The following is a 17,872-nucleotide window of genomic DNA, read 5'->3' as shown; positions in this document are numbered from 1 at the left end:
AGGCAGCGCGACCGAGAGGCGGGCCGCCCGCCACGGCCCGGCGGCCGAAAACCGCCCACCACCCCCGCTCAGCGGCCGAAACTCGCCAGCTTCGCCCGCAGTTGCAGCACCGACTTGGTGTGGATCTGACTCACCCTGCTCTCGGTGACCCCGAGCACGTTCCCGATCTCGGCGAGCGTGAGCCCCTCGTAGTAGTAGAGGGTCACCACGGTCTTCTCCCGTTCCGGCAGCGTGTTGATCGCGCGCGCCAGGAACCGCCGCAGCTCCCGGTCCTCGGCCACCTCCACGGGGTTGTCCGCGGCGGTGTCCTCAAGGGTGTCCATCACGCTCAGGCCGTCGCCGCCCTCGGCCCCGACGTGCAGCAGCTCCTCCAGCGCCACCACATTGGCCAGCGACAGCTGGCTGAAGACGGCATGCAGCTCCTCCACCTCGATGCCCAGCTCGGCGGCGACCTCGCCCTCCGAGGGCGTGCGCCGCAGCCGCGCCTCCAGGGTGGCGTAGGCCCGCTCCACGTTCCGCGCCTTCTGCCGGACCGAGCGCGGGATCCAGTCCAGCGCCCGCAGCTCGTCGATCATCGCGCCGCGGATCCGGGTGATCGCGTAGGTCTCGAACTTGATCTCCCGGTCGACGTCGAACTTCTCGATCGCGTCGATGAGCCCGAACACCCCGGAGGAGACGAAGTCGGCCTGCTCCACGTTGGGCGGCAGGCCCACGCTCACCCGCCCGGCCACGTACTTGACCAGCGGCGAGTAGTGCAGGATCAGCTGTTCCCGCAGCCGGTCGTCCCCCGTCGCCTTGTACGACCGCCACAGCTCGTCGAGCGTCGAGGGAGCGGGCGGCCGCACGCTGCCACCGTCACGGGCGGCTGGGGGGATCGCCGCCCGGTCGGACCCGGAGGTGTGCTGGGGCATTCGTCGCCTTGTGCCGTTCTGCCGTGAAGTGCCAGGAAGTGCCGTGTTGTGCCGTGGAGTGGGTGAGCGGAGGAGTGAAGAGCGAAGGTTGGGCGGGGTGTCGGTCTCGTGGCGGTTGGCGCGGTCTGCGCCAGGCCTTTCGTGAGCGTAGCGTGACTGAGGAGTCGCGGTGCGCGAACAGTGAGGCTCCACCCCTGCGCGAACCCCCTGCACGGCGCGCTCCGCAACGCTCGGCGCGTCGCTCTGCGTGATCGGCCGGAAGCGTCAACTCCGGGAATTCCCAAGGGCGTCGGGAGTTCCCCCGGACGGCCGAACACGCTCGGTCAGCACCGGCTCCGACCGGCCCGGACCGAGATCATCGCCTGGCGTGTCAACTTCCAGCCATCGCCGTGTCGTTCGACGTAACCAAGTGCTCGGAGTTCGTACAGTCTCGCGACCGCCTCGTCCTCGGACGTCTGCGCGCCGCGCGCCACCTCTTCGGGTGAGGCGGGCCGGTTGCCCGGCAGGGCGGCGAGGACCTGCCGGGCGGCGGGTTCCAGCAGGTCACGCGGGAGGACGGGGCCGCGTCTGGCCGGGGCCAGCTCACCCATGTCCCCCACGAGCTCGACGACCTCCGAGGCGTCGGTGACCAGCACGGCCTCCCCGCGCAGCAGCTCGTGCACCCCGGCCGAGAGCCCGCTGGTGGCCGGTCCGGGCACGCCCATGGTGAACCGGCCGAGCCGCTGTGCCGCCCGCGCGGTGACCAGCGAGCCGCTGCGGTGGGCGGCCTCCACGACGACGGTGCCCCTGGTGAGCGCCGCGATGACCCGGTTGCGGAGCACGAACCTGCTCTGCGTCGGGTGCTCGCCGGGCGGCAACTCCCCCACCACAAGACCCTGTTCGGCGATCCTGTTGATCAGCTCGGTGTGGCCCCTCGGGTAGGGCCGGTCGACCCCGCAGGCCAGCACGGCGACCGTGGCCCCGCCGGCGGCGAGGGCTCCGCGGTGGGCGGCGCCGTCGACTCCGTAGGCGCCGCCGGACACCACCACCCAGCCGCGCTCGGCGAGCCCCGCGGCGAGGTCGGCCGCCATGTGGGCGCCGTACTCGGTGCAGGCCCGGGCCCCGACGACGGCGACGGCCCGCAGTGCCCACATCCGCAGACCGGGCCTGCCGCGCACCCACAGGCCCAGGGGGCGGGCGTCGCCGAGGTCGTCGAGCTGGCTGGGCCACTCGGCGTCGCCGGGGGACACGAACCGCGCGCCCGCCTCCCGGGCGACGGCGAGGTCGGCCCGGGGATCGGCCCGCGCCGCGCGGGCCAGCAGGCCCGCCCACCGCTTGGCGCCGACGCCGGGCAGGGGCGGCCCGTCCCCGCGCAGCCGGTCCGCCACCTCGTGCACGCCCCGCTCCCGCACCCACCGCCCGGCCGCCTCGTCACCGGGCTCGACGACCCGGGCCAGGAAGACCCGGTCCAGCAGCTCGGTGCCGCTCACGGGGCGATCCCCTCCAGGACCGCGCCGCGCCGGACGCCGGTGCGCAGCTCCAGGGCCAGGTTGACGTCGTTGACCGAGGGCCGGTCGCGGCCCGCCAGGTCCGCGAGGGTCCAGGCGACCCTGAGCACCCGGTCCAGGCCGCGGGCGGTGAGCAGGCCCCGGTCGAGGTCCAGCTCGGCCTTGAGCAGCGCGCCCGGCTGGACGTGCCAGCGGGTGCGCAGCTCGTGGCCCGGGACCTCGCTGTTGGTGCGCCAGGGCAGCCCTTCGTAGCGGCGGGCGGCCCGCTCCCGTGCCGTGCGGACCCGGTCGGCCACGGCGGCGGAGGGCTCGGCGCCGGTGTGCAGCCGCAGCAGCTCCTCCCGGGCGACCGGTTCCACGGCAACCCTGAGGTCCACGCGGTCCATCAGGGGGCCGGAGAGCCGGGCCCGGTACCGCTTGATCGAGGAGGGCCGGCACTCGCAGACGTCACAGGGGGTGCCGTGGCGGCCGCAGGGGCAGGGGTTGGCGGCCAGGACCATGAGGAACCTGGCGGGCATCCGCAGTATCCCGGCGGCCCTGGCGATGACGACGTGCCCCGACTCCAGGGGCTGGCGCAGGGCGTCCAGGACGCTGGCGTGGAACTCCGCGGCCTCGTCCAGGAAAAGTACGCCGTTGTGTGCCAGGGAGACCGCTCCCGGGCGTGGCAGGCCGGTTCCGCCGCCGACCAGGGAGGCCATGGTGGCCGAGTGGTGCGGGGAGCAGTAGGGCGGCCTGTCGACCAGGGGGTGGCCTGCCGGCAGCATCCCGGCGACCGAGTGGACGGCGGTGACCTCCAGGGACTCCTGCCGGCCCAGCTCGGGCAGCAGCCCCGGCAGCCGTTCGGCGAGCATGGTCTTGCCGGCGCCGGGCGGGCCCTTGAAGAAGACGTGATGGCGTCCGGCCGCGGCCACCTCCAGGGCGGCCCGGGCGACGTGCTGGCCGGCGACGTCCGCGAGGTCGGGCGCGTGGTCGCCGGTGGCCATGCCGGTGCCGAGTCCCATGCCGGGCAGGGCGAGCCCGGCGAGGATCGGGTCGGGGCGGATCTCGCCGGGGACGGGCTCCTCGTCGGGCACCGGTTCGTCGGTGAGGACCGCGATCAGCTGGCGCAGGCTGCGGACGCCCAGCACGGACACCCCCGGCACCAGCGAGGCCTCCGGCACCGCGCTCTCCGGCACGACCACCTGCTCGTACCCGGCGTCGGCGGCGGCCAGCACGGCGGGCAGGATGCCCCGGACCGGCCGGACCCTGCCGTCCAGGCCCAGCTCCCCGATCATCACGATCTCGGCGAGCACCCGGGGATCGATCCGCTCGGCCGCCCCGAGCACGGCCGCGGCCACCGCGAGGTCGAAGCCGCTGCCGCTCTTCGGCACGGATGCCGGGCTCAGCCCGACGGTGAGCTTCTTCGAGGGCCAGGCGGCCCCCGAGTTGACCACCGCGGCCCGGACCCGGTCCCGGCTCTCCGTGAGGCTCTTGTCCGGCAGCCCTACCAGGGTGAAGGCCGCCACCCCGGGCTCCAGGTCGGCCTGCACCTCCACCACCACGCCCTCGACGCCCACCAGCGCCACCGAGCAGGTCCGCGCGAACCCCATCTCACGCCACCCCCCGGACGTGCTCGACCACGGGTGCCCCGCGCTGCGGCAGGAGCACGCCGACGACGTCGATGCGGACGCCGCCCGGCGGTGCCCCGCCGTGTGCGTGGATCCAGTGTTCGGCTAGGCCGCGCAGGCGCTGCGCCTTCTCCGGGGAGACCGCGGCCATGGGATGCTCGAAGACGCCCGTCCGCCGGGTCTTGACCTCGCAGACGACCAGGACGTCCCCGTCCCGCGCGACGATGTCGATCTCGCCCGTCCTGCCACAGCGCCAGTTGCGCTCCAGGACCGTCAGACCGGCCTCGGCCAGCCGCCGTGCGGCCAGCGTCTCGCCGTACCTGCCGAGCGCGCTGCGTGCCAGGTTCGTGCGTGGCCGACTCGTCTGTGACTGATTTACCGGTGACTGATTTGCCGGTGACTGGTTCGCCGGTGACTGATGCGTGCGCGGCTGATTCGTGTGTGCCTGATGCGTGTTCATGTCGGCACCACCTCCGATGCCAACGGTCACGCATGAGCCGCCACGATGTTGATCTTGGTGGATCACTCAGTGGTTGTGGACAACTCCGTCACCCACACGAGCGACCCACCCAGCCGTCAACAGCCGGCTCAGCCGCCCGGAAGCTCCAGGTCGGTCTTGTTCAGCTCCTCGATGTTCACGTCCTTGAACGTGAGGACACGGACCTGCTTCACGAATCGGGCCGGCCGGTACATGTCCCAGACCCAGGCGTCCGCCATGGACACCTCGAAGAACACCTCGCCCTGGACCGAGTGCACCTGCATCTCGTAGTCGTTGGTGAGGTAGAAGCGCCGCTCGGTCTCGATCACGTATTTGAACAGACCGACGACATCGCGGTACTCCCGGTAGAGCTTCAGCTCCATCTCGGTCTCGTACTTTTCGAGGTCCTCGGCGCTCATGGCATGTTCCCCTTCAGCCGTGCGATCCCACCATTGTGCGCCAGTCCCGCGCGCCCCTAGACGATTTCCGTGTCAAGGGTGACGGGCCCGGCGGGGGGACCTTCGTCGAGCAGCCTACGGAACAGCTCGGCGAGTCTGGTCGGATACACCGTCTCATGTGCCCGGGTCAGTTCCTGGCACGTCCACCAACGTGCTCCGGCCACACTGCGCCGCTCCAGCTCGGTCAGGGCCGTGGCCTCGGTGACCGTCTGCGTCGTACGGGCCAGGTAGTACCACTCGTCCTGGTCCCAGCGGCGACCGGCGAACGGGAAGGAGCACGTCCGGTGCCACAGCACCGGACCGAGGTCGACGTCCGTGATGCCGGTCTCCTCGGCGAGTTCCCGCAGAGCGGCCTGCTCACGGGTCTCGTCGCCCTCCAGGCCGCCGCCGGGCGTGAACCACCAGTCGTCGGCCGGGTCGTCGGGCTCGTGGCCGTGCAGGAGCAGGATGCGGTCCTCGGGGTCGAGGAGGACCACCCGGGCGACCTTGCGCAGGCCACCGCCCTCCGGCACCTCCGGCATCTCCGGCAGCGCCTCAGCGGGCACCGGCGGGCTCCGTACGGGCACGGCTGCGGGAGCGGCCCAACAGGTTCACGACCGGGCCGTAGGCGCCGCCCGCGAGGACCAGCACGCCACCGGCCACGATCAGGAACTCGATGAGGCGCAGCGGGCCCGGCTGCGAGAGGGAGCCCAGCGTCTCGAAGCCGGTCGGACGCTTGAGCAGGCCCTTCATCGGCCAGATCACGGCGTCCACCCGGGCCCTGACGGCGGTGCGCGCGACCGTGCCCCGCGCCGCGTCCGTGAGGTGGGCGGTGGAGTCGAGGGAGCCCTGGCGCTGGTCGCCGAGGAGGAAGAGCCGGCCCTTCGGGACGGTGACGGAGGGGAAGCCCTGGAGCTCGGCCGCGGTGCCGGCCGGCAGATACGGCTCGTCGATCTGCTTGCCGTTGACCGTCAGCTTGCCGTCGGTGCAACAGGAGACGGTGTCCCCGCCGACCGCGACCACACGCTTGACGACGTCCGCATTGGTGACCCAGCTCTTGTCCTTGAAGACGACGACGTCGCCCCGGCGCACCTCGCCACCGTCGATGCGCTGGCCGAGGACCCGGTCCCCGGCGTCGATCGTCGGCGTCATGGAAGTGGTGGGCACGGTGTAGGGCCGGTAGGTCACCGCTCCCCAGGCGAATCCGCCGAGGAACATCACGATGCCCAGCGCGACGGCGATCCCGGACAACCGCTGTCCGAGCCTGCCGCCGGGCTGTGCCGTGCTCGTGCTGGTGCCTGCGCCGCCGCGCGGAGCCGTACGTATCGTGCTGTCGCCCATGAGGCCGCACCCTACCCGGCGGTACCGGGCAGGGGCAGCCCTTCTTCGGCGCCCCTGGTCACAAGCTCCCCAAGGGCTTCACACGGGTGGGTCGGCACGGGCATGCGGGAACGGGTCAGCGCTTGCCCGCGGCCACGCGCTTGTCGAACTTCCGCTCGATGCGGTCGCCCCGGCGGCGCCACACCGCGATCGGGAGGACCGCGGCGACGGCCACGCCCTGCGGCGCCACCGTGAGGGAGGCCGCGGCGGACGACTGCGTGTTGATGCCGCTCTGGTCGAAGGTGTCCGGGACCGGCAGCGTGCCCCAGCGGTTGATCGGCCAGGCCTTGACGATGGCGCGGCCGACGACCTCCTTCACCGGGACCATGCCGTGGTGCTTGTCGGACTGGTTGTAGCGCGAGTCCCGGGAGTTCTGCCGGTGGTCGCCCATCACCCAGATGTACCCCTTGGGTACGTGCACCGTGAACTGGCCGCCCTGGTCGTCGACGCTGCACGGGGTGTTGCCCGGGTACACATAGGGCTCGTTCAGCGCATGGCCGTTGACCATGAGCGGGCCGCTGCCCTTGCAGGAGACGGTGTCGCCGCCGACGCCGACGACCCGCTTGATCAGGTCCCGCTCCTCGGCGGACGGCATCAGGCCGATCCAGCTGAGGAAGGTCTGGATCGCGTTCGGCTGGGCGGTGGGCTCGCCCGCCAGCCAGTCGTCCGGGTCGTGGAAGACGACGACCTCGCCGCGCTCCGGCTTGGACCCGAACCACGGGGTGAGCTTGTCGACCAGGACGCGGTCACCCTGCTGGAGGGTGTTCTGCATCGAGTCCGACGGGATGGAGAACGCCTGCACCAGGAACGTCTTGATCAGCAGCGCCAGCACCAGGGCGATGACGACCAGGATCGGCAGCTCCTTCCAGAAGGAGCGTGGTTTCTTCGGTGCGGGCGCCGCCGACTCACCCGGGTCCCCGTCCGTGCCCCCGCCGTCACCGCCGGAGTACGGACCGTCTGCCGGGGTGCCGTCCCCGCCAGGCCCGGTGCCGTTCCCGGAGGTCGAGGCGCCGTCTGCGGGGGGGACATTCTCCACGGGGCGCCCGCTGTGCTCCTCGCCGTCGTGTCCCGACCGTGCGCCAACCGCCACATCCCCCACGCCAACTCCTTACTCCGTGCCGCCGCCTGCGCCATACCCGGCGCAGGCCCACCACTCCCATAACGAGCGGGAGTTCCGCAGGGGTCGGGAGTTGGATGTATCCGTTCGGATCGTCGGAGGCAACCCTATGCGACAGCTGGGGGGCCGCGGTCGACCCCGACCCGGAGTCAGAAACGCTTGCGAAGGTTTTAGGTTCGTTGAGCCTGGTCCAGTGGCCGACGGGCCATCCGATCATCATGGCGCGGCCCACCACCGAGGTCACGGCCACCGTGCCGCCGTAGTCGGTGTCCTGGTGGGCGCGGGAGTCGGCGGAGTTGCCGCGGTGGTCGCCCATCACCCACAGCCGCCCCTTCGGCACGGTGATGTCGAACGGCTGGGCGGAGGGGACGTTCCCGGGATACAGGTAGTCACCCTCGGTCAGTGGTACGCCGTTGACGGTCACCCGGCCCTGTGTGTCACAGCACTTGACGTGGTCGCCGCCGACGCCGATGACCCGCTTGATGAGGTCCTTCTCGTTGGCGGAGGGCAACAGGCCGATGAAGGTGAGCCCCTCCTTGACCTGCTTGACCCCGACGGGGTCGTTCGCCTTGGTGGTCTGCTCGTCGGCCAGCCAGCCGCCCGGGTCGTGGAAGACGACGACGTCCCCGCGGTGCGGCTGCCACCCGAACCAGGGGGTGAACTTGTCCACCAGGACGCGGTCGCCGATCCGGATCGTCTGCTCCATGGAGCCGGACGGGATCACGAAGGCCTGGACGAGGAACGTCTTCAGTACGAGGGCTATCAGGACGGCCACGCCGACCAGCAGCGGTATCTCCCGCACCGCACCGCGCCGGCGCTTGCGCTTGACCTTGCGCTGCAGCTTGCGCCGCTCCGCGCGGGACCGGCCGCCGGACGGGCCGGAGGTGCGCCGGGCGCCGGTGGGCAGCAGGTTGGCGGCGGCGTCGGTCGGCAGGCCGCGCGGCCGGCCCCGGTTACCCATGGGACGCCCCGGCGGCCGGCACGCGCGCGTAGGCGGCGGGACGGGTGAGACGGGTCCAGTGGGCGTACGGCCAGACGATCCAGTCGGCCCGGCCGACGACCCTGCCGACGGGGATCATGCCGCCGCCGGGCGAGCCGAGGTGGTCGCGGGAGTCGCTGGAGTCGCTGCGGTGGTCGCCGAGGACGAAGAGCGTGCCGTCGGGGACGTCGACGTTGAAGGGCACGGTGGAGGGCGTGTCCCCGGGATAGAGGAACGAGGTCTCGTCGACCGGCCGGCCGTTCACTTCGATCCTCCCCTTCTTGTCGCAGCAGACCACGTGGTCTCCTCCCACACCGACGACGCGTTTGATGTAGTCGGCGTCCCCGAAGTACCCGGAGCCGTCGAACACCACGACATCTCCCCGGCGCGGCCCGGCACCGAAACGGTACGCCAACTTATTTACGAGAACGCGGTCCCCGATCCTCAATCCCTGTTCCATGGATCCGCTGGGAATCTGGAATGGTTGCGCCACGAAAGTGTTGAGGACGAGCAAAAACGCCAGGCAGGCGAAGAGGGTGAGGGTGATCCAGCCGCCCGGCAGCCAGTCGGTGACCCGCTCGGCGGCCCGCGCCACCAACGCGAAACGCGACCGGTCCTCCGCGGCCTCTGGTTCGGGGCGGGAGGAGCGGTCGCGCTCCGTGTGCTGTGCTTCGGTGTCCATCGGGGCCAGATGCTATCCGGCCCCGATAAGAACTCCGTTCGCGAGATCAGTTGTCGCGCTTCTCCTTGATCTTCGCGGCCTTGCCGCGCAGCTCGCGCAGGTAGTAGAGCTTCGCGCGACGCACGTCACCGCGGGTGACGAGCTCGATCTTCTCGACGATCGGGGTGTGCACCGGGAAGGTGCGCTCGACGCCGACGGAGAAGGAGACCTTGCGGACCGTGAAGGTCTCGCGGACACCGCTGCCCTGGCGGCGGATCACAACGCCCTTGAACTGCTGCACACGGGAGCGGTTGCCCTCGATGACGCGGACGTGGACGTTGACGGTGTCACCCGGGCGGAAGGCCGGGACGTCGCTGCGCAGCGACGCGGAGTCGACGGTGTCGAGCAGGTGAGACATTTCGTCTGCTTTCCTCGCTGATGCCACAGGTCATCAACGGAAACTAGGTGTTCCATGGGGTCTGCCGTGCGGATCGGGGCGGGCGTCGTGTCCCCCTGTGGCAGGGGCGCACGCCGGACGGACGCACAACAGCGGCCTATTCTTCCACGCCCTGTGGCCTGCGCCAAAATCGGCCGTGGGGTTCGCCCTCCGGGTCCGGGGCCCAGCCCAGGATGGAGAGCATCTCGCGGTCCTTCTTGTCGAAGGCCTTGGGGTCGCAGCGCTCGATCAGGTCGGGCCGGTGGGCGGTGGTCCGCTTCAGGGCCTCGTCGCGGCGCCAGCGGGCGATCTTGCCGTGGTGGCCGCTGAGCAGCACGTCGGGGATGTCCTGGCCGCGCCAGACGGGCGGCTTGGTGTAGACGGGGCCTTCCAGGAGGTTCGCCATGGCGCCGGGCGCGAAGGAGTCGTCGCGGTGCGACTCGGCGTTCCCGAGGACCCCGGGCAGCAGCCGGGCCACGGCCTCCGTGATCACCAGTACGGCCGCCTCGCCGCCGGCGAGCACGTAGTCGCCGATGGAGACCTCGTAGACGGGCATCCGGGTGGCGTACTCGTCCATGACCCGCCGGTCGATGCCCTCGTAGCGGGCCGGTGTGAAGATCAGCCAGGGGCGCTCGCAGAGTTCGACGGCGAGTTCCTGGGTGAAGGGACGGCCGCTCGGGGTGGGGACGATCAGCGCGGGGGCGTGCGAGCCGGTCTCGTAGCCGTCGGCGAGGACGGTGTCGAGGGCGTCGCCCCAGGGCTCGGTCTTCATGACCATGCCGGGGCCGCCGCCGTACGGGGTGTCGTCCACGGTGTTGTGCCGGTCGTAGGTCCACCCGCGCAGGTCGTGCACATGGACGTCGAGCTGCCCACGCGCGCGTGCCTTGCCGACCAGCGAGACGTTCAGCGGTTCGAGGTACTCGGGAAAGATCGTGACGACGTCGAGGCGCATTACGACTCGTCCCGGGAGGAGGCGATCTCGGCCTGGTCGTCGATCAAACCGGGCGGCGGGGAGATGACTGCCTTCTGCTCCTCCAGGTCGATCTCGACGACGATCTCCTCGACGAAGGGGATCATCACCTCGCTGCCGTCGGGCCGCTCGACGATGAAGAGGTCCTGGGAAGGCAGGTGCGAGATCTCGGTGATCCGGCCGACCTCGGTGCCGTCGACGGTGACCACGTCCAGGTCCATGAGCTGGTGGTCGTAGTACTCGTCCTCGCCCTCGGGCAGCTCCTCCGGGTCGATCTCGGCGATCAGGAGGGTGTTGCGCAGGGCCTCGGCGCCGGTGCGGTCCTTGACGCCCTCGAAGCGCAGGAGCAGGCGGCCGCTGTGCACGCGGCCCGTCTCGATGGTGAGCGGTCCCACGCCGGCGGGATCGGTGGCGAGTACGGCGCCGGGCCCGAGCCGGAGCTCCGGTTCGTCGGTACGTACTTCCACGGTGACCTCGCCCTTGATGCCGTGGGCGCGGCCGATCCGTGCGACTACGAGCTGCACTGTGCCAGTTCTCCTGTCATCTCCTGCTCGGCCTGCTCATGCTGCGCGGCCTGCTCATACGACTACGGGCCGGGGACAGCCGGTTACGGCCCTCCCCGGCCCGAGCCGGTTGCGATGAAGCGTCAGCGGACGTGGTCCACGTCGACGAGGTCGACACGGACTCCGCGACCGCCGATGGCGCCCACGACGGTACGCAGGGCACGCGCGGTGCGGCCGTTGCGGCCGATCACCTTGCCGAGGTCGTCGGGGTGCACCCGGACCTCCAGCACGCGCCCGCGGCGCAGGTTGCGCGAGGCGACCTGCACATCGTCGGGGTTGTCGACGATGCCCTTCACGAGGTGCTCAAGCGCCTCTTCGAGCATGCTGCTCAGGCCTCGGTCGACTCGGACTCGGCAGCGGCCTCGTCCTTCTTCTCAGCCTTCTTCTTCTGGGTGATCGCCTCACCCTTGCCCTCGTCGTCACCGCCGAGCGCCTCGAACGTCGGACGCGTGGCCTTCGGAGCGGCCACGAGCAGCGGAGCCGGGGCGGGCTCGCCCTTGAACTTCTGCCAGTCGCCGGTCTTCTTCAGGATGGCGAGCACGGGCTCGGTCGGCTGGGCGCCGACGCCGAGCCAGTAGGCGACGCGGTCGGCGTCGACCTCCATGACCGACGGGTTGTAGGTCGGGTGGTACTTGCCGATCTCCTCGATCGCACGGCCGTCACGGCGGGTGCGGGAGTCGGCGACGACGATGCGGTAGTGAGGCGAACGGATCTTGCCCAGACGCTTCAGCTTGATCTTGACTGCCACGGGAGTGGGTTCTCCTGGATTTGACGTGGTTGGGCACGGCGAGGCTGCCGCGTGGGGTTGCGGTACCCGAGTGCCCGATGGACGCGTCAGCCGGAGGAGAGAGGGGTCCTGTGCGGCTGTCGAGTACAGCTAGCCATTGTGCCACACCCTGCGGGTCACTCCGGCCGACGGTCGGGCGGAAGCGTGCAGGCATGCCGGAGAGGCACCCGGCGTGGAGGTGAGGTCACGTCGGGTGCGCTGACCGGCGCCGTCGGGCCGGAGGGTGTGGGGCGGGCAATGGCTGCGGCTGCCACGAGCAGCCGTGGCCTATGCCGCTCCCACGACCTCCGGGATCCGGAACGGCTTGCCGCAGCCGCCGCAGACGATGGGGGCCTGCGCCAGGACCGACGGGACCACCCGGACGTTGCGACCGCAGTCGCATACCGCCTTGACGCGGACGCCACCACCGGAGGAGCCGTGCCGGGCGGCCGGTCCGCGGAAGGTGCGGGAGGTGTCGGCGGACGTGGCCACCGTGTGCGCCTTGAGAGCGCGCTGCAGTCTCTCGATGGTCGGGCGGTAGCGTCGCTTCGCCTCGGGGTTGAGCGTGACCAGCGAGAAGCCGCTGCTGGGATGCGGCTCGTCGGGGTGGTCCAGGCCCAGCTCCTCGGCGATCGCGAGGAATCGGCGGTTGTGGTAGCGGCCGGCCCGGGAGGTGTCGCGGACTCCCCGGGACGCGGCGATGCCGTGGACTGCCTCATGGAGCAGCCGTTCGAAGGAGAGCTCGTGACCGCACGCGGACGACGACTCCCCGATCAGGGACTCTGGCGCGGCAAGGTCCGGCAGCTCGGGGTGGTACCGCTGAATGTCGGCCCACGCCTCTGCCAGCTCTGCGGCGAGAACAGGTGGTGTCTGTGTCGTGCTCACGTAATGAGAACGAGCGGGAGGGCCCCTGTGTTCCTATTCCGGGGCATCCCAAATAATTTGCACGTACCCGTCAGTTGCCGCTGATGCGCGGAGACGACCACGGGTGCGCTGATCTGCGGAGAAGCCTCACAGCTCGTACCAAGCCGGTGCGTAGTCTGACGTACGACCCACCACGTACCCCTGGTCCGGACGCCTGGGCAACGGAGGTCGGCGGATGCGCAAGAGGCGTTTCGGTCGCTCTCGTGGCCGGGGTCCCACCACGCTCAGCGTCCGCGGCGGCCCCGACGTTACCCGCGGCCCGTCGTCATCCGGCACCGGCCCGTCCCCGGACGACCGGACTCCGTACCGTCACCGTCCCGGCCGACCATGGCCAGAACCGCCGTGTCGTGGGTCCGATGGTAGGGCCCCAAGTTGCCGGGATGTGAAATCTCGCCACAGTCATAGTCCATGCACAAGCGGGGACCCGAGACCTCTGGACGCCATCGCGAGCCCGGAGTTATGTGGCATAGGTGGGAAGTGCGAGCGCACGGCACGGGGGCCACGGAATCGGTCAGTGCGTATCTCTCTGCGGATTGGGGCGCTTACCTATGACACCTACGCTCGTGCGGCACCACCTTTCTCACGCGGGCTCACCACCCCGTGTGAACCTGGGCGCACGCGCGCGTGACTGGTCCGAGATCCAGGAGCGGATGCTGGTACCGCTCTACGAGACCGTCCACGAGCGACTCGAAGTGGGCCCGGCCACCCGGCTGCTCGGCCTGCGCTGCGGTTCCGGTCTCGCCCTGCTGATGGCGGCGACCAGAGGGGCTGCGGTCACCGGAGTCGACTCCTCCCCCGAACGGCTCGCCCTCGCCCGTGAGCGCCTGCTGCCCGACCCGGCCCCTGGTGCACGCGCGCGTGGCCGTGCCGCCCGGATCGTCGAGGGCACGCCCCGGGACGCGGCGGACGCGCAGGCACCGGCGTACAACCTGATCACCGCCTTCGACCCGATCGGCTGCCGGGCCGGCGACGCCGGACGGCTCGGTGAGCTGCTGGCCGAGGCGACTCCCCTGGCGGAGCGCGGGGCCGCCGTGGTGCTGGCCGGCTGGGGTCCGCCGGAGCGCTGCGCGACCTCGTCCGTGCTGCGGGTGGCGGCGAGATTGGCCGATCCTTTGCGGAGCGCGGGGAGTTGGCGCCCGGCGCGCCGGGACGATCTGGAGGAGGTCGCCCAGCGGGCCGGTCTGGGGATCGACGGGTCCGGGCGGGTCTCCTGCCCGTTCGGGTACGCCGACGTGGACAGTGCGGTGCGGGGGCTGTTGTCCACCGGGCTGTTCGATGCGGGGATCTTGGCGACCGACGAGGAGCAGGTCGGCAAGGAGCTGGCCGAGGCGCTGCATCCGCATCGGCGGGCGGACGGCACGGTGTGGATGCCGAATGTGTTCCGGTACCTGATTGCGCGGGTTCGCTGACGCTGGGTCTCGGCCGCCGTGTCCGGGTGCGGCGCCGTGGGGGCTGGTCGCGCAGTTCCCCGCGCCCCTTTGGGGCGCTCAGGCGAGGGCGCTCGGATGCGGGGCGCTCGGATGCGAGGCGCTCGGATGCGGGGCGCTCAGGACTCGTCCAGGTCCTTGGTCAGGCGGGTGATTCCTGCGATGCGGTAGGCGTCCGCCTCTTCCAGGGTCTCGTTCTCCAGGAGGGCCTGGGCCAGGGCGTCCAGTTGGTCGCGGTGGTCGACGAGTTTGCGGCGGGCCTCTTCGTAGCACTCGTCGACGATGCGGCGCATCTCGGTGTCGATGGCGTCGAGGGTCTGGGGTGCGGCGGCGAGGCCGTAGGCCTGCTGGGCGTCGCTCGGGAGGGCGGAGAGGCGGCCGACCTCCTCGCTCATGCCCCAACGGGAGACCATTCCGCGGGCGATGTTGGTGACCTGCTCCAGGTCGCTCTCCGAACCGGTGGTGATCACGCCGTAGACGACCTGCTCGGCCGCCATGCCGCCGAGGGCGCCGATGATCCGGCCGCGCAGGTACTCCTCGGTGTACGCGTACTTGTCGGCGTCCGGCGTGGAGAGCGTGACGCCGAGGGCGCGGCCGCGCGGCACGATGGTGATCTTGCGGACCGGGTCGGCGCCCGGCTGGAGCATGCCGAGCAGGGCGTGCCCGCTCTCGTGGTAGGCGGTGCGCCTGCGCTCCTCCTCGGGCATCACCAGCGGCCGTTCGGCGCCCAGTTGGACCTTCTCCAGTGCCTCCGAGAGGTCGGACCGGGTGACCTGGTCCTGCTTGCGCTTGACGGCGAGGAGGGCGGCCTCGTTGGCGAGGTTGGCCAGTTCGGCGCCGGTCATGCCCGGGGTCGTACGGGCGACCTGGGCCAGGTCGACGTCCGGGGCGAGCGGGATCTGGCGGGTGTGGATCTCCAGGATGGCCTCGCGCCCTGTGCGGTCGGGCGGTGAGACCTGGACGACCCGGTCGAAGCGGCCGGGCCTGGTGAGCGCCGGGTCGAGGATGTCGGCACGGTTGGTGGCCGCGATGACGATGACGCCCTCCGAACCGGAGAAGCCGTCCATCTCGGTGAGGATCTGGTTCAGGGTCTGCTCGCGCTCGTCGTGACCGCCCATCGAGGCACCGCCGCCGCGGGCCCGGCCGATGGTGTCGATCTCGTCGATGAAGATGATGGAGGGGGCGACCTTGCGGGCCTCGGCGAACAGTTCGCGCACCCGGGACGCACCGACGCCCACGATCATCTCGATGAACTCGGAGGCGGAGGCCGAGAAGAACGGCACCCCCGCCTCGCCGGCGACGGCCCGGGCGAGCAGCGTCTTGCCGGTGCCGGGCGGGCCGGCGAGGAGCACGCCCCTCGGCATCTTGGCGCCCATCTTCCGGTAGGCGTCGGGGTTCTTGAGGAAGTCGACGACGTCGTTGAGCTCGCCCTCTACCTCGTCGATGCCGGCCACGTCCTCGAAGGTGGTCCGCTGCTGTCCGGGCTCCAGTTCGACCGGCTTGGGCGGCGCCTTGCGGCCCAGCATGCCGCCCGCGCCGCCGAGCCCGGCGCTCATCCGGCGGGCGATGAAGACCCACACCGCGACCAGGATGATGATCGGCGCCAGTGAGATCAGCAGATTGGCGAGAAAGCTGCGGTGCTGGACGACCGGCTCGGCGGTGACCGTCACGTTGTGCTTGGTCAGGCTGGTCCAGAGGTCGTCCCCGGCGAAGGACGGGCGCTCGGTGTTGAACTTGGTGTAGTCGCCGCCGCCCTCGGGGTTCTTCTGCTTCTTCTTCAGCTGCCCCTGGATCGAGTCGCCCTTGGCGTAGATCTTCTCGACGTTGCCCGCGTCCACCTGCTTGCTGAACTCGGTGTACGAGACGGTCGGCTCGTTCGCCTCGTCGAAGTAGGACAGCACCAGGTTGGCCAGCAGGTACACGACCAGCGCGGTCACGATCAGCCGCCACCAGCCGCCGTGCATCCGACGCCCGCCGTTCGGCGGCTTCGGGGGCTCCTCGGGAGCCCCCTCGGTACGCCAGGGCTGGTCGGGTGACTTGCGCGGCGGCGCGGGGTTGGTCATATGCGGACCGTACGACACGGACCAACCCCTGGCACCCGCACAGGTGAACTCAGCCCATGAACTTCTTGAACTCGTCCGGCAGCTCGAAGTCCTGAGCGTCCTGCTGCGGCAGGCCGAAGGCGCCGCCCTGGGCCGCGGCCTCGCGGCGCTGGGCCTCCTCCAGCTCCTGCTGCTTGCGCTTCATGGGGTTGCCGGAGCGCTGCTTGCCCTTGGCCTGCTTCGGCTGCTTCTTGGTACGGCCGGGGCCACCGCCCATGCCCGGCATCCCCGGCATGCCCGGCATCCCGCCGCCCTGCGCCATGCGGGACATCATCTTGCGGGCCTCGAAGAACCGCTCGACGAGCCCCTTGACCGCGCTGACCTCGACACCGGAACCCTTGGCGATACGGGCGCGGCGGGAGCCGTTGATGATCGTCGGGTCCTGGCGCTCGCCCGGGGTCATCGACTTGATGATCGCGGCGGTGCGGTCGACGTCCCGCTCGTCCAGGTTGTTGATCTGGTCCTTGATCTGGCCCATGCCGGGCAGCATCCCGAGGAGCTTCGAGATGGAGCCCATCTTCCTGACCTGTTCCATCTGGGCCAGGAAGTCGTCCAGGGTGAAGTCCTGGCCCTTCTTGGACGCCAGCTTGGAGGCCATCTTCTGGGCCTCTTCCTGGCTGAACGTCTTCTCCGCCTGCTCGATCAGGGTGAGCAGGTCACCCATGTCGAGGATGCGGGAGGCCATCCGGTCAGGGTGGAACGCGTCGAAGTCGTCGAGCTTCTCGCCGTTCGACGCGAACATGATCGGCTTGCCGGTGACCTGGCGGATGGAGAGCGCGGCACCACCGCGGGCGTCACCGTCGAGCTTGGAGAGGACCACACCGTCGAAGCCGACGCCGTCACGGAAGGCCTCGGCGGTGGTGACGGCGTCCTGGCCGATCATGGCGTCGACGACGAAGAGGATCTCGTCGGGCGAGACGGCGTCCCGGATGTCGGCCGCCTGCTGCATCAGCTCCTGGTCGATACCGAGCCGGCCGGCGGTGTCCACGATCACGATGTCGTGGACCTTGGACTTCGCGAACTCGATGGAGTCCCTGGCGACCTTGACCGGGTCGCCGACGCCGTTGCCCGGCTCGGGCGCGTAGACCGCGGCACCGGCGCGCTCGGCGACCACGCTGAGCTGGTTGACGGCGTTGGGGCGCTGGAGGTCGGCGGCGACGAGCAGCGGGGAGTGGCCCTGCTCCTTGAGCCAGTGGGCGAGCTTGCCTGCGAGGGTGGTCTTACCGGCACCCTGGAGACCGGCCAGCATGATCACGGTGGGCGGCTGCTTGGCGAACCGCAGCCGCCGGGTCTCGCCGCCGAGGATCGTGACCAGCTCGTCGTTGACGATCTTCAGGACCTGCTGGGCCGGGTTGAGCGCCTTGGAGACCTCGGCGCCGAGCGAGCGCTCCTTGACGTTCTTGATGAACGTGCGGACGACCGGGAGGGCCACGTCGGCTTCGAGAAGCGCGATGCGGATCTCCCGGGCCGTGGCGTCGATGTCCGCTTCGCTCAGACGCCCTTTGCCGCGCAGATTCTTGAAGGTCGCTGAAAGGCGATCGGAGAGAGTGTCGAACACGGCGGCGTCGGTCCTCGGAGTCGGGGGCAGTGAGCGTCTTCCAGGGTATCCGGCCGCGCAAGGAAGTGG

Annotated in this window: 19 protein-coding genes; 1 reads left to right on the top strand and 18 read right to left on the bottom strand. The window is 70.7% G+C overall.

What is annotated here, in order from left to right:
- Positions 1–68: 68 nt before the first annotated feature.
- The 16 genes from whiG to ACGF5O_RS33785 all read right to left on the bottom strand — a co-directional run bounded on the left by whiG (position 69) and on the right by ACGF5O_RS33785 (position 12,677).
- Entirely contained in the window at positions 69–911 is an 843-nt protein-coding gene (gene whiG / locus ACGF5O_RS33860) for an RNA polymerase sigma factor WhiG (protein WP_393813690.1), read from the bottom strand.
- Positions 912–1,234: 323 nt separating this feature from the next.
- The gene (gene dprA, locus ACGF5O_RS33855; protein WP_393813689.1) at positions 1,235–2,380 is read right to left on the bottom strand and encodes a DNA-processing protein DprA; all 1,146 of its coding nucleotides are present in this window, start codon (positions 2,378–2,380) and stop codon (positions 1,235–1,237) included.
- On the bottom strand, positions 2,377–3,987 hold the full coding sequence (locus ACGF5O_RS33850; protein WP_393813688.1) for a YifB family Mg chelatase-like AAA ATPase: 1,611 nt from the start codon (positions 3,985–3,987) through the stop codon (positions 2,377–2,379). The genes dprA and ACGF5O_RS33850 overlap by 4 nt, the downstream gene beginning before the upstream one ends.
- A 1-nt stretch (position 3,988) precedes the next feature.
- Positions 3,989–4,348 carry a YraN family protein gene (locus ACGF5O_RS33845; RefSeq protein ID WP_393813816.1) on the bottom strand — a complete coding sequence of 120 codons (360 nt, stop codon included), beginning with the start codon at positions 4,346–4,348 and terminating at the stop codon, positions 3,989–3,991.
- 245 nt (positions 4,349–4,593) lie between these two features.
- Positions 4,594–4,902, bottom strand: coding sequence for a DUF2469 domain-containing protein (locus tag ACGF5O_RS33840; protein ID WP_008745401.1), 309 nt, complete (start codon positions 4,900–4,902; stop codon positions 4,594–4,596).
- 56 nt (positions 4,903–4,958) lie between these two features.
- Entirely contained in the window at positions 4,959–5,462 is a 504-nt protein-coding gene (locus ACGF5O_RS33835; protein ID WP_393813815.1) for an NUDIX hydrolase, read from the bottom strand.
- A 13-nt stretch (positions 5,463–5,475) separates the two neighbouring features.
- Positions 5,476–6,261, bottom strand: coding sequence for a signal peptidase I (gene lepB / locus ACGF5O_RS33830; protein WP_393813687.1), 786 nt, complete (start codon positions 6,259–6,261; stop codon positions 5,476–5,478).
- 115 nt (positions 6,262–6,376) lie between these two features.
- The gene (gene lepB / locus ACGF5O_RS33825; RefSeq protein ID WP_393813686.1) at positions 6,377–7,336 is read right to left on the bottom strand and encodes a signal peptidase I; all 960 of its coding nucleotides are present in this window, start codon (positions 7,334–7,336) and stop codon (positions 6,377–6,379) included.
- On the bottom strand, positions 7,236–8,378 hold the full coding sequence (lepB, locus tag ACGF5O_RS33820; RefSeq protein WP_393813685.1) for a signal peptidase I: 1,143 nt from the start codon (positions 8,376–8,378) through the stop codon (positions 7,236–7,238). The genes lepB (ACGF5O_RS33825) and lepB (ACGF5O_RS33820) overlap by 101 nt, the downstream gene beginning before the upstream one ends.
- Positions 8,371–9,078: a signal peptidase I gene (lepB, locus tag ACGF5O_RS33815; RefSeq protein ID WP_393813684.1), complete on the bottom strand. Its 708-nt coding sequence runs from the start codon at positions 9,076–9,078 to the stop codon at positions 8,371–8,373. Before lepB (ACGF5O_RS33815) ends, lepB (ACGF5O_RS33820) begins: the two co-directional genes overlap by 8 nt.
- 46 nt (positions 9,079–9,124) lie before the next feature.
- Positions 9,125–9,475 (bottom strand): 50S ribosomal protein L19, encoded by a 351-nt coding sequence (gene rplS, locus ACGF5O_RS33810; RefSeq protein ID WP_351932042.1) that lies wholly within the window; start codon positions 9,473–9,475, stop codon positions 9,125–9,127.
- A 136-nt stretch (positions 9,476–9,611) separates the two neighbouring features.
- Positions 9,612–10,445 carry a tRNA (guanosine(37)-N1)-methyltransferase TrmD gene (trmD, locus tag ACGF5O_RS33805; RefSeq protein ID WP_393813683.1) on the bottom strand — a complete coding sequence of 278 codons (834 nt, stop codon included), beginning with the start codon at positions 10,443–10,445 and terminating at the stop codon, positions 9,612–9,614.
- Entirely contained in the window at positions 10,445–10,987 is a 543-nt protein-coding gene (gene rimM, locus ACGF5O_RS33800; RefSeq protein ID WP_393813682.1) for a ribosome maturation factor RimM, read from the bottom strand. The genes trmD and rimM overlap by 1 nt, the downstream gene beginning before the upstream one ends.
- A gap of 122 nt (positions 10,988–11,109) precedes the next feature.
- A complete protein-coding gene (locus ACGF5O_RS33795) occupies positions 11,110–11,349 on the bottom strand; it encodes an RNA-binding protein (protein WP_003973401.1) in 240 nt (79 codons plus the stop codon).
- A gap of 5 nt (positions 11,350–11,354) precedes the next feature.
- A complete protein-coding gene (gene rpsP / locus ACGF5O_RS33790; RefSeq protein WP_351323544.1) occupies positions 11,355–11,774 on the bottom strand; it encodes a 30S ribosomal protein S16 in 420 nt (139 codons plus the stop codon).
- 306 nt (positions 11,775–12,080) lie between these two features.
- Positions 12,081–12,677 carry a hypothetical protein gene (locus ACGF5O_RS33785; protein ID WP_093498845.1) on the bottom strand — a complete coding sequence of 199 codons (597 nt, stop codon included), beginning with the start codon at positions 12,675–12,677 and terminating at the stop codon, positions 12,081–12,083.
- Positions 12,678–13,264: 587 nt separating this feature from the next.
- On the opposite strand from ACGF5O_RS33785, the gene ACGF5O_RS33780 reads away from it, so the two are divergent.
- Positions 13,265–14,125 carry an SAM-dependent methyltransferase gene (locus ACGF5O_RS33780; protein WP_393813681.1) on the top strand — a complete coding sequence of 287 codons (861 nt, stop codon included), beginning with the start codon at positions 13,265–13,267 and terminating at the stop codon, positions 14,123–14,125.
- A gap of 137 nt (positions 14,126–14,262) precedes the next feature.
- Here the strand turns inward: ACGF5O_RS33780 and ftsH are convergent, their stop codons facing one another.
- Positions 14,263–16,206 carry an ATP-dependent zinc metalloprotease FtsH gene (ftsH, locus tag ACGF5O_RS33775; RefSeq protein WP_393813680.1) on the bottom strand — a complete coding sequence of 648 codons (1,944 nt, stop codon included), beginning with the start codon at positions 16,204–16,206 and terminating at the stop codon, positions 14,263–14,265.
- Between the two features lie 49 nt (positions 16,207–16,255).
- A complete protein-coding gene (gene ffh, locus ACGF5O_RS33770) occupies positions 16,256–17,803 on the bottom strand; it encodes a signal recognition particle protein (protein ID WP_393813679.1) in 1,548 nt (515 codons plus the stop codon).
- Positions 17,804–17,872: the final 69 nt, after the last annotated feature.

The organism is Streptomyces sp. NPDC048291 (assembly GCF_043201715.1).
GTDB lineage: Bacteria > Actinomycetota > Actinomycetes > Streptomycetales > Streptomycetaceae > Streptomyces.
The sequence above is the reverse complement of the archived record's forward strand: the minus strand, read 5'-3'. Positions and strand labels throughout refer to the sequence as shown.

Excerpts from the sequence above, each read along its gene's own strand:
- whiG (WP_393813690.1), bottom strand. The coding sequence starts at position 911 with ATGCCCCAGCACACCTCCGGGTCCGACCGGGCGGCGATCCCCCCAGCC.
- ACGF5O_RS33850 (WP_393813688.1), bottom strand. The coding sequence starts at position 3,987 with ATGGGGTTCGCGCGGACCTGCTCGGTGGCGCTGGTGGGCGTCGAGGGC.
- ACGF5O_RS33840 (WP_008745401.1), bottom strand. The coding sequence starts at position 4,902 with ATGAGCGCCGAGGACCTCGAAAAGTACGAGACCGAGATGGAGCTGAAG.
- ACGF5O_RS33835 (WP_393813815.1), bottom strand. The coding sequence starts at position 5,462 with ATGCCGGAGGTGCCGGAGGGCGGTGGCCTGCGCAAGGTCGCCCGGGTG.
- lepB (WP_393813687.1), bottom strand. The coding sequence starts at position 6,261 with ATGGGCGACAGCACGATACGTACGGCTCCGCGCGGCGGCGCAGGCACC.
- lepB (WP_393813685.1), bottom strand. The coding sequence starts at position 8,378 with ATGGGTAACCGGGGCCGGCCGCGCGGCCTGCCGACCGACGCCGCCGCC.
- lepB (WP_393813684.1), bottom strand. The coding sequence starts at position 9,078 with ATGGACACCGAAGCACAGCACACGGAGCGCGACCGCTCCTCCCGCCCC.
- rplS (WP_351932042.1), bottom strand. The coding sequence starts at position 9,475 with ATGTCTCACCTGCTCGACACCGTCGACTCCGCGTCGCTGCGCAGCGAC.
- trmD (WP_393813683.1), bottom strand. The coding sequence starts at position 10,445 with ATGCGCCTCGACGTCGTCACGATCTTTCCCGAGTACCTCGAACCGCTG.
- ACGF5O_RS33795 (WP_003973401.1), bottom strand. The coding sequence starts at position 11,349 with ATGCTCGAAGAGGCGCTTGAGCACCTCGTGAAGGGCATCGTCGACAAC.
- ACGF5O_RS33780 (WP_393813681.1), top strand. The coding sequence starts at position 13,265 with ATGACACCTACGCTCGTGCGGCACCACCTTTCTCACGCGGGCTCACCA.
- ftsH (WP_393813680.1), bottom strand. The coding sequence starts at position 16,206 with ATGACCAACCCCGCGCCGCCGCGCAAGTCACCCGACCAGCCCTGGCGT.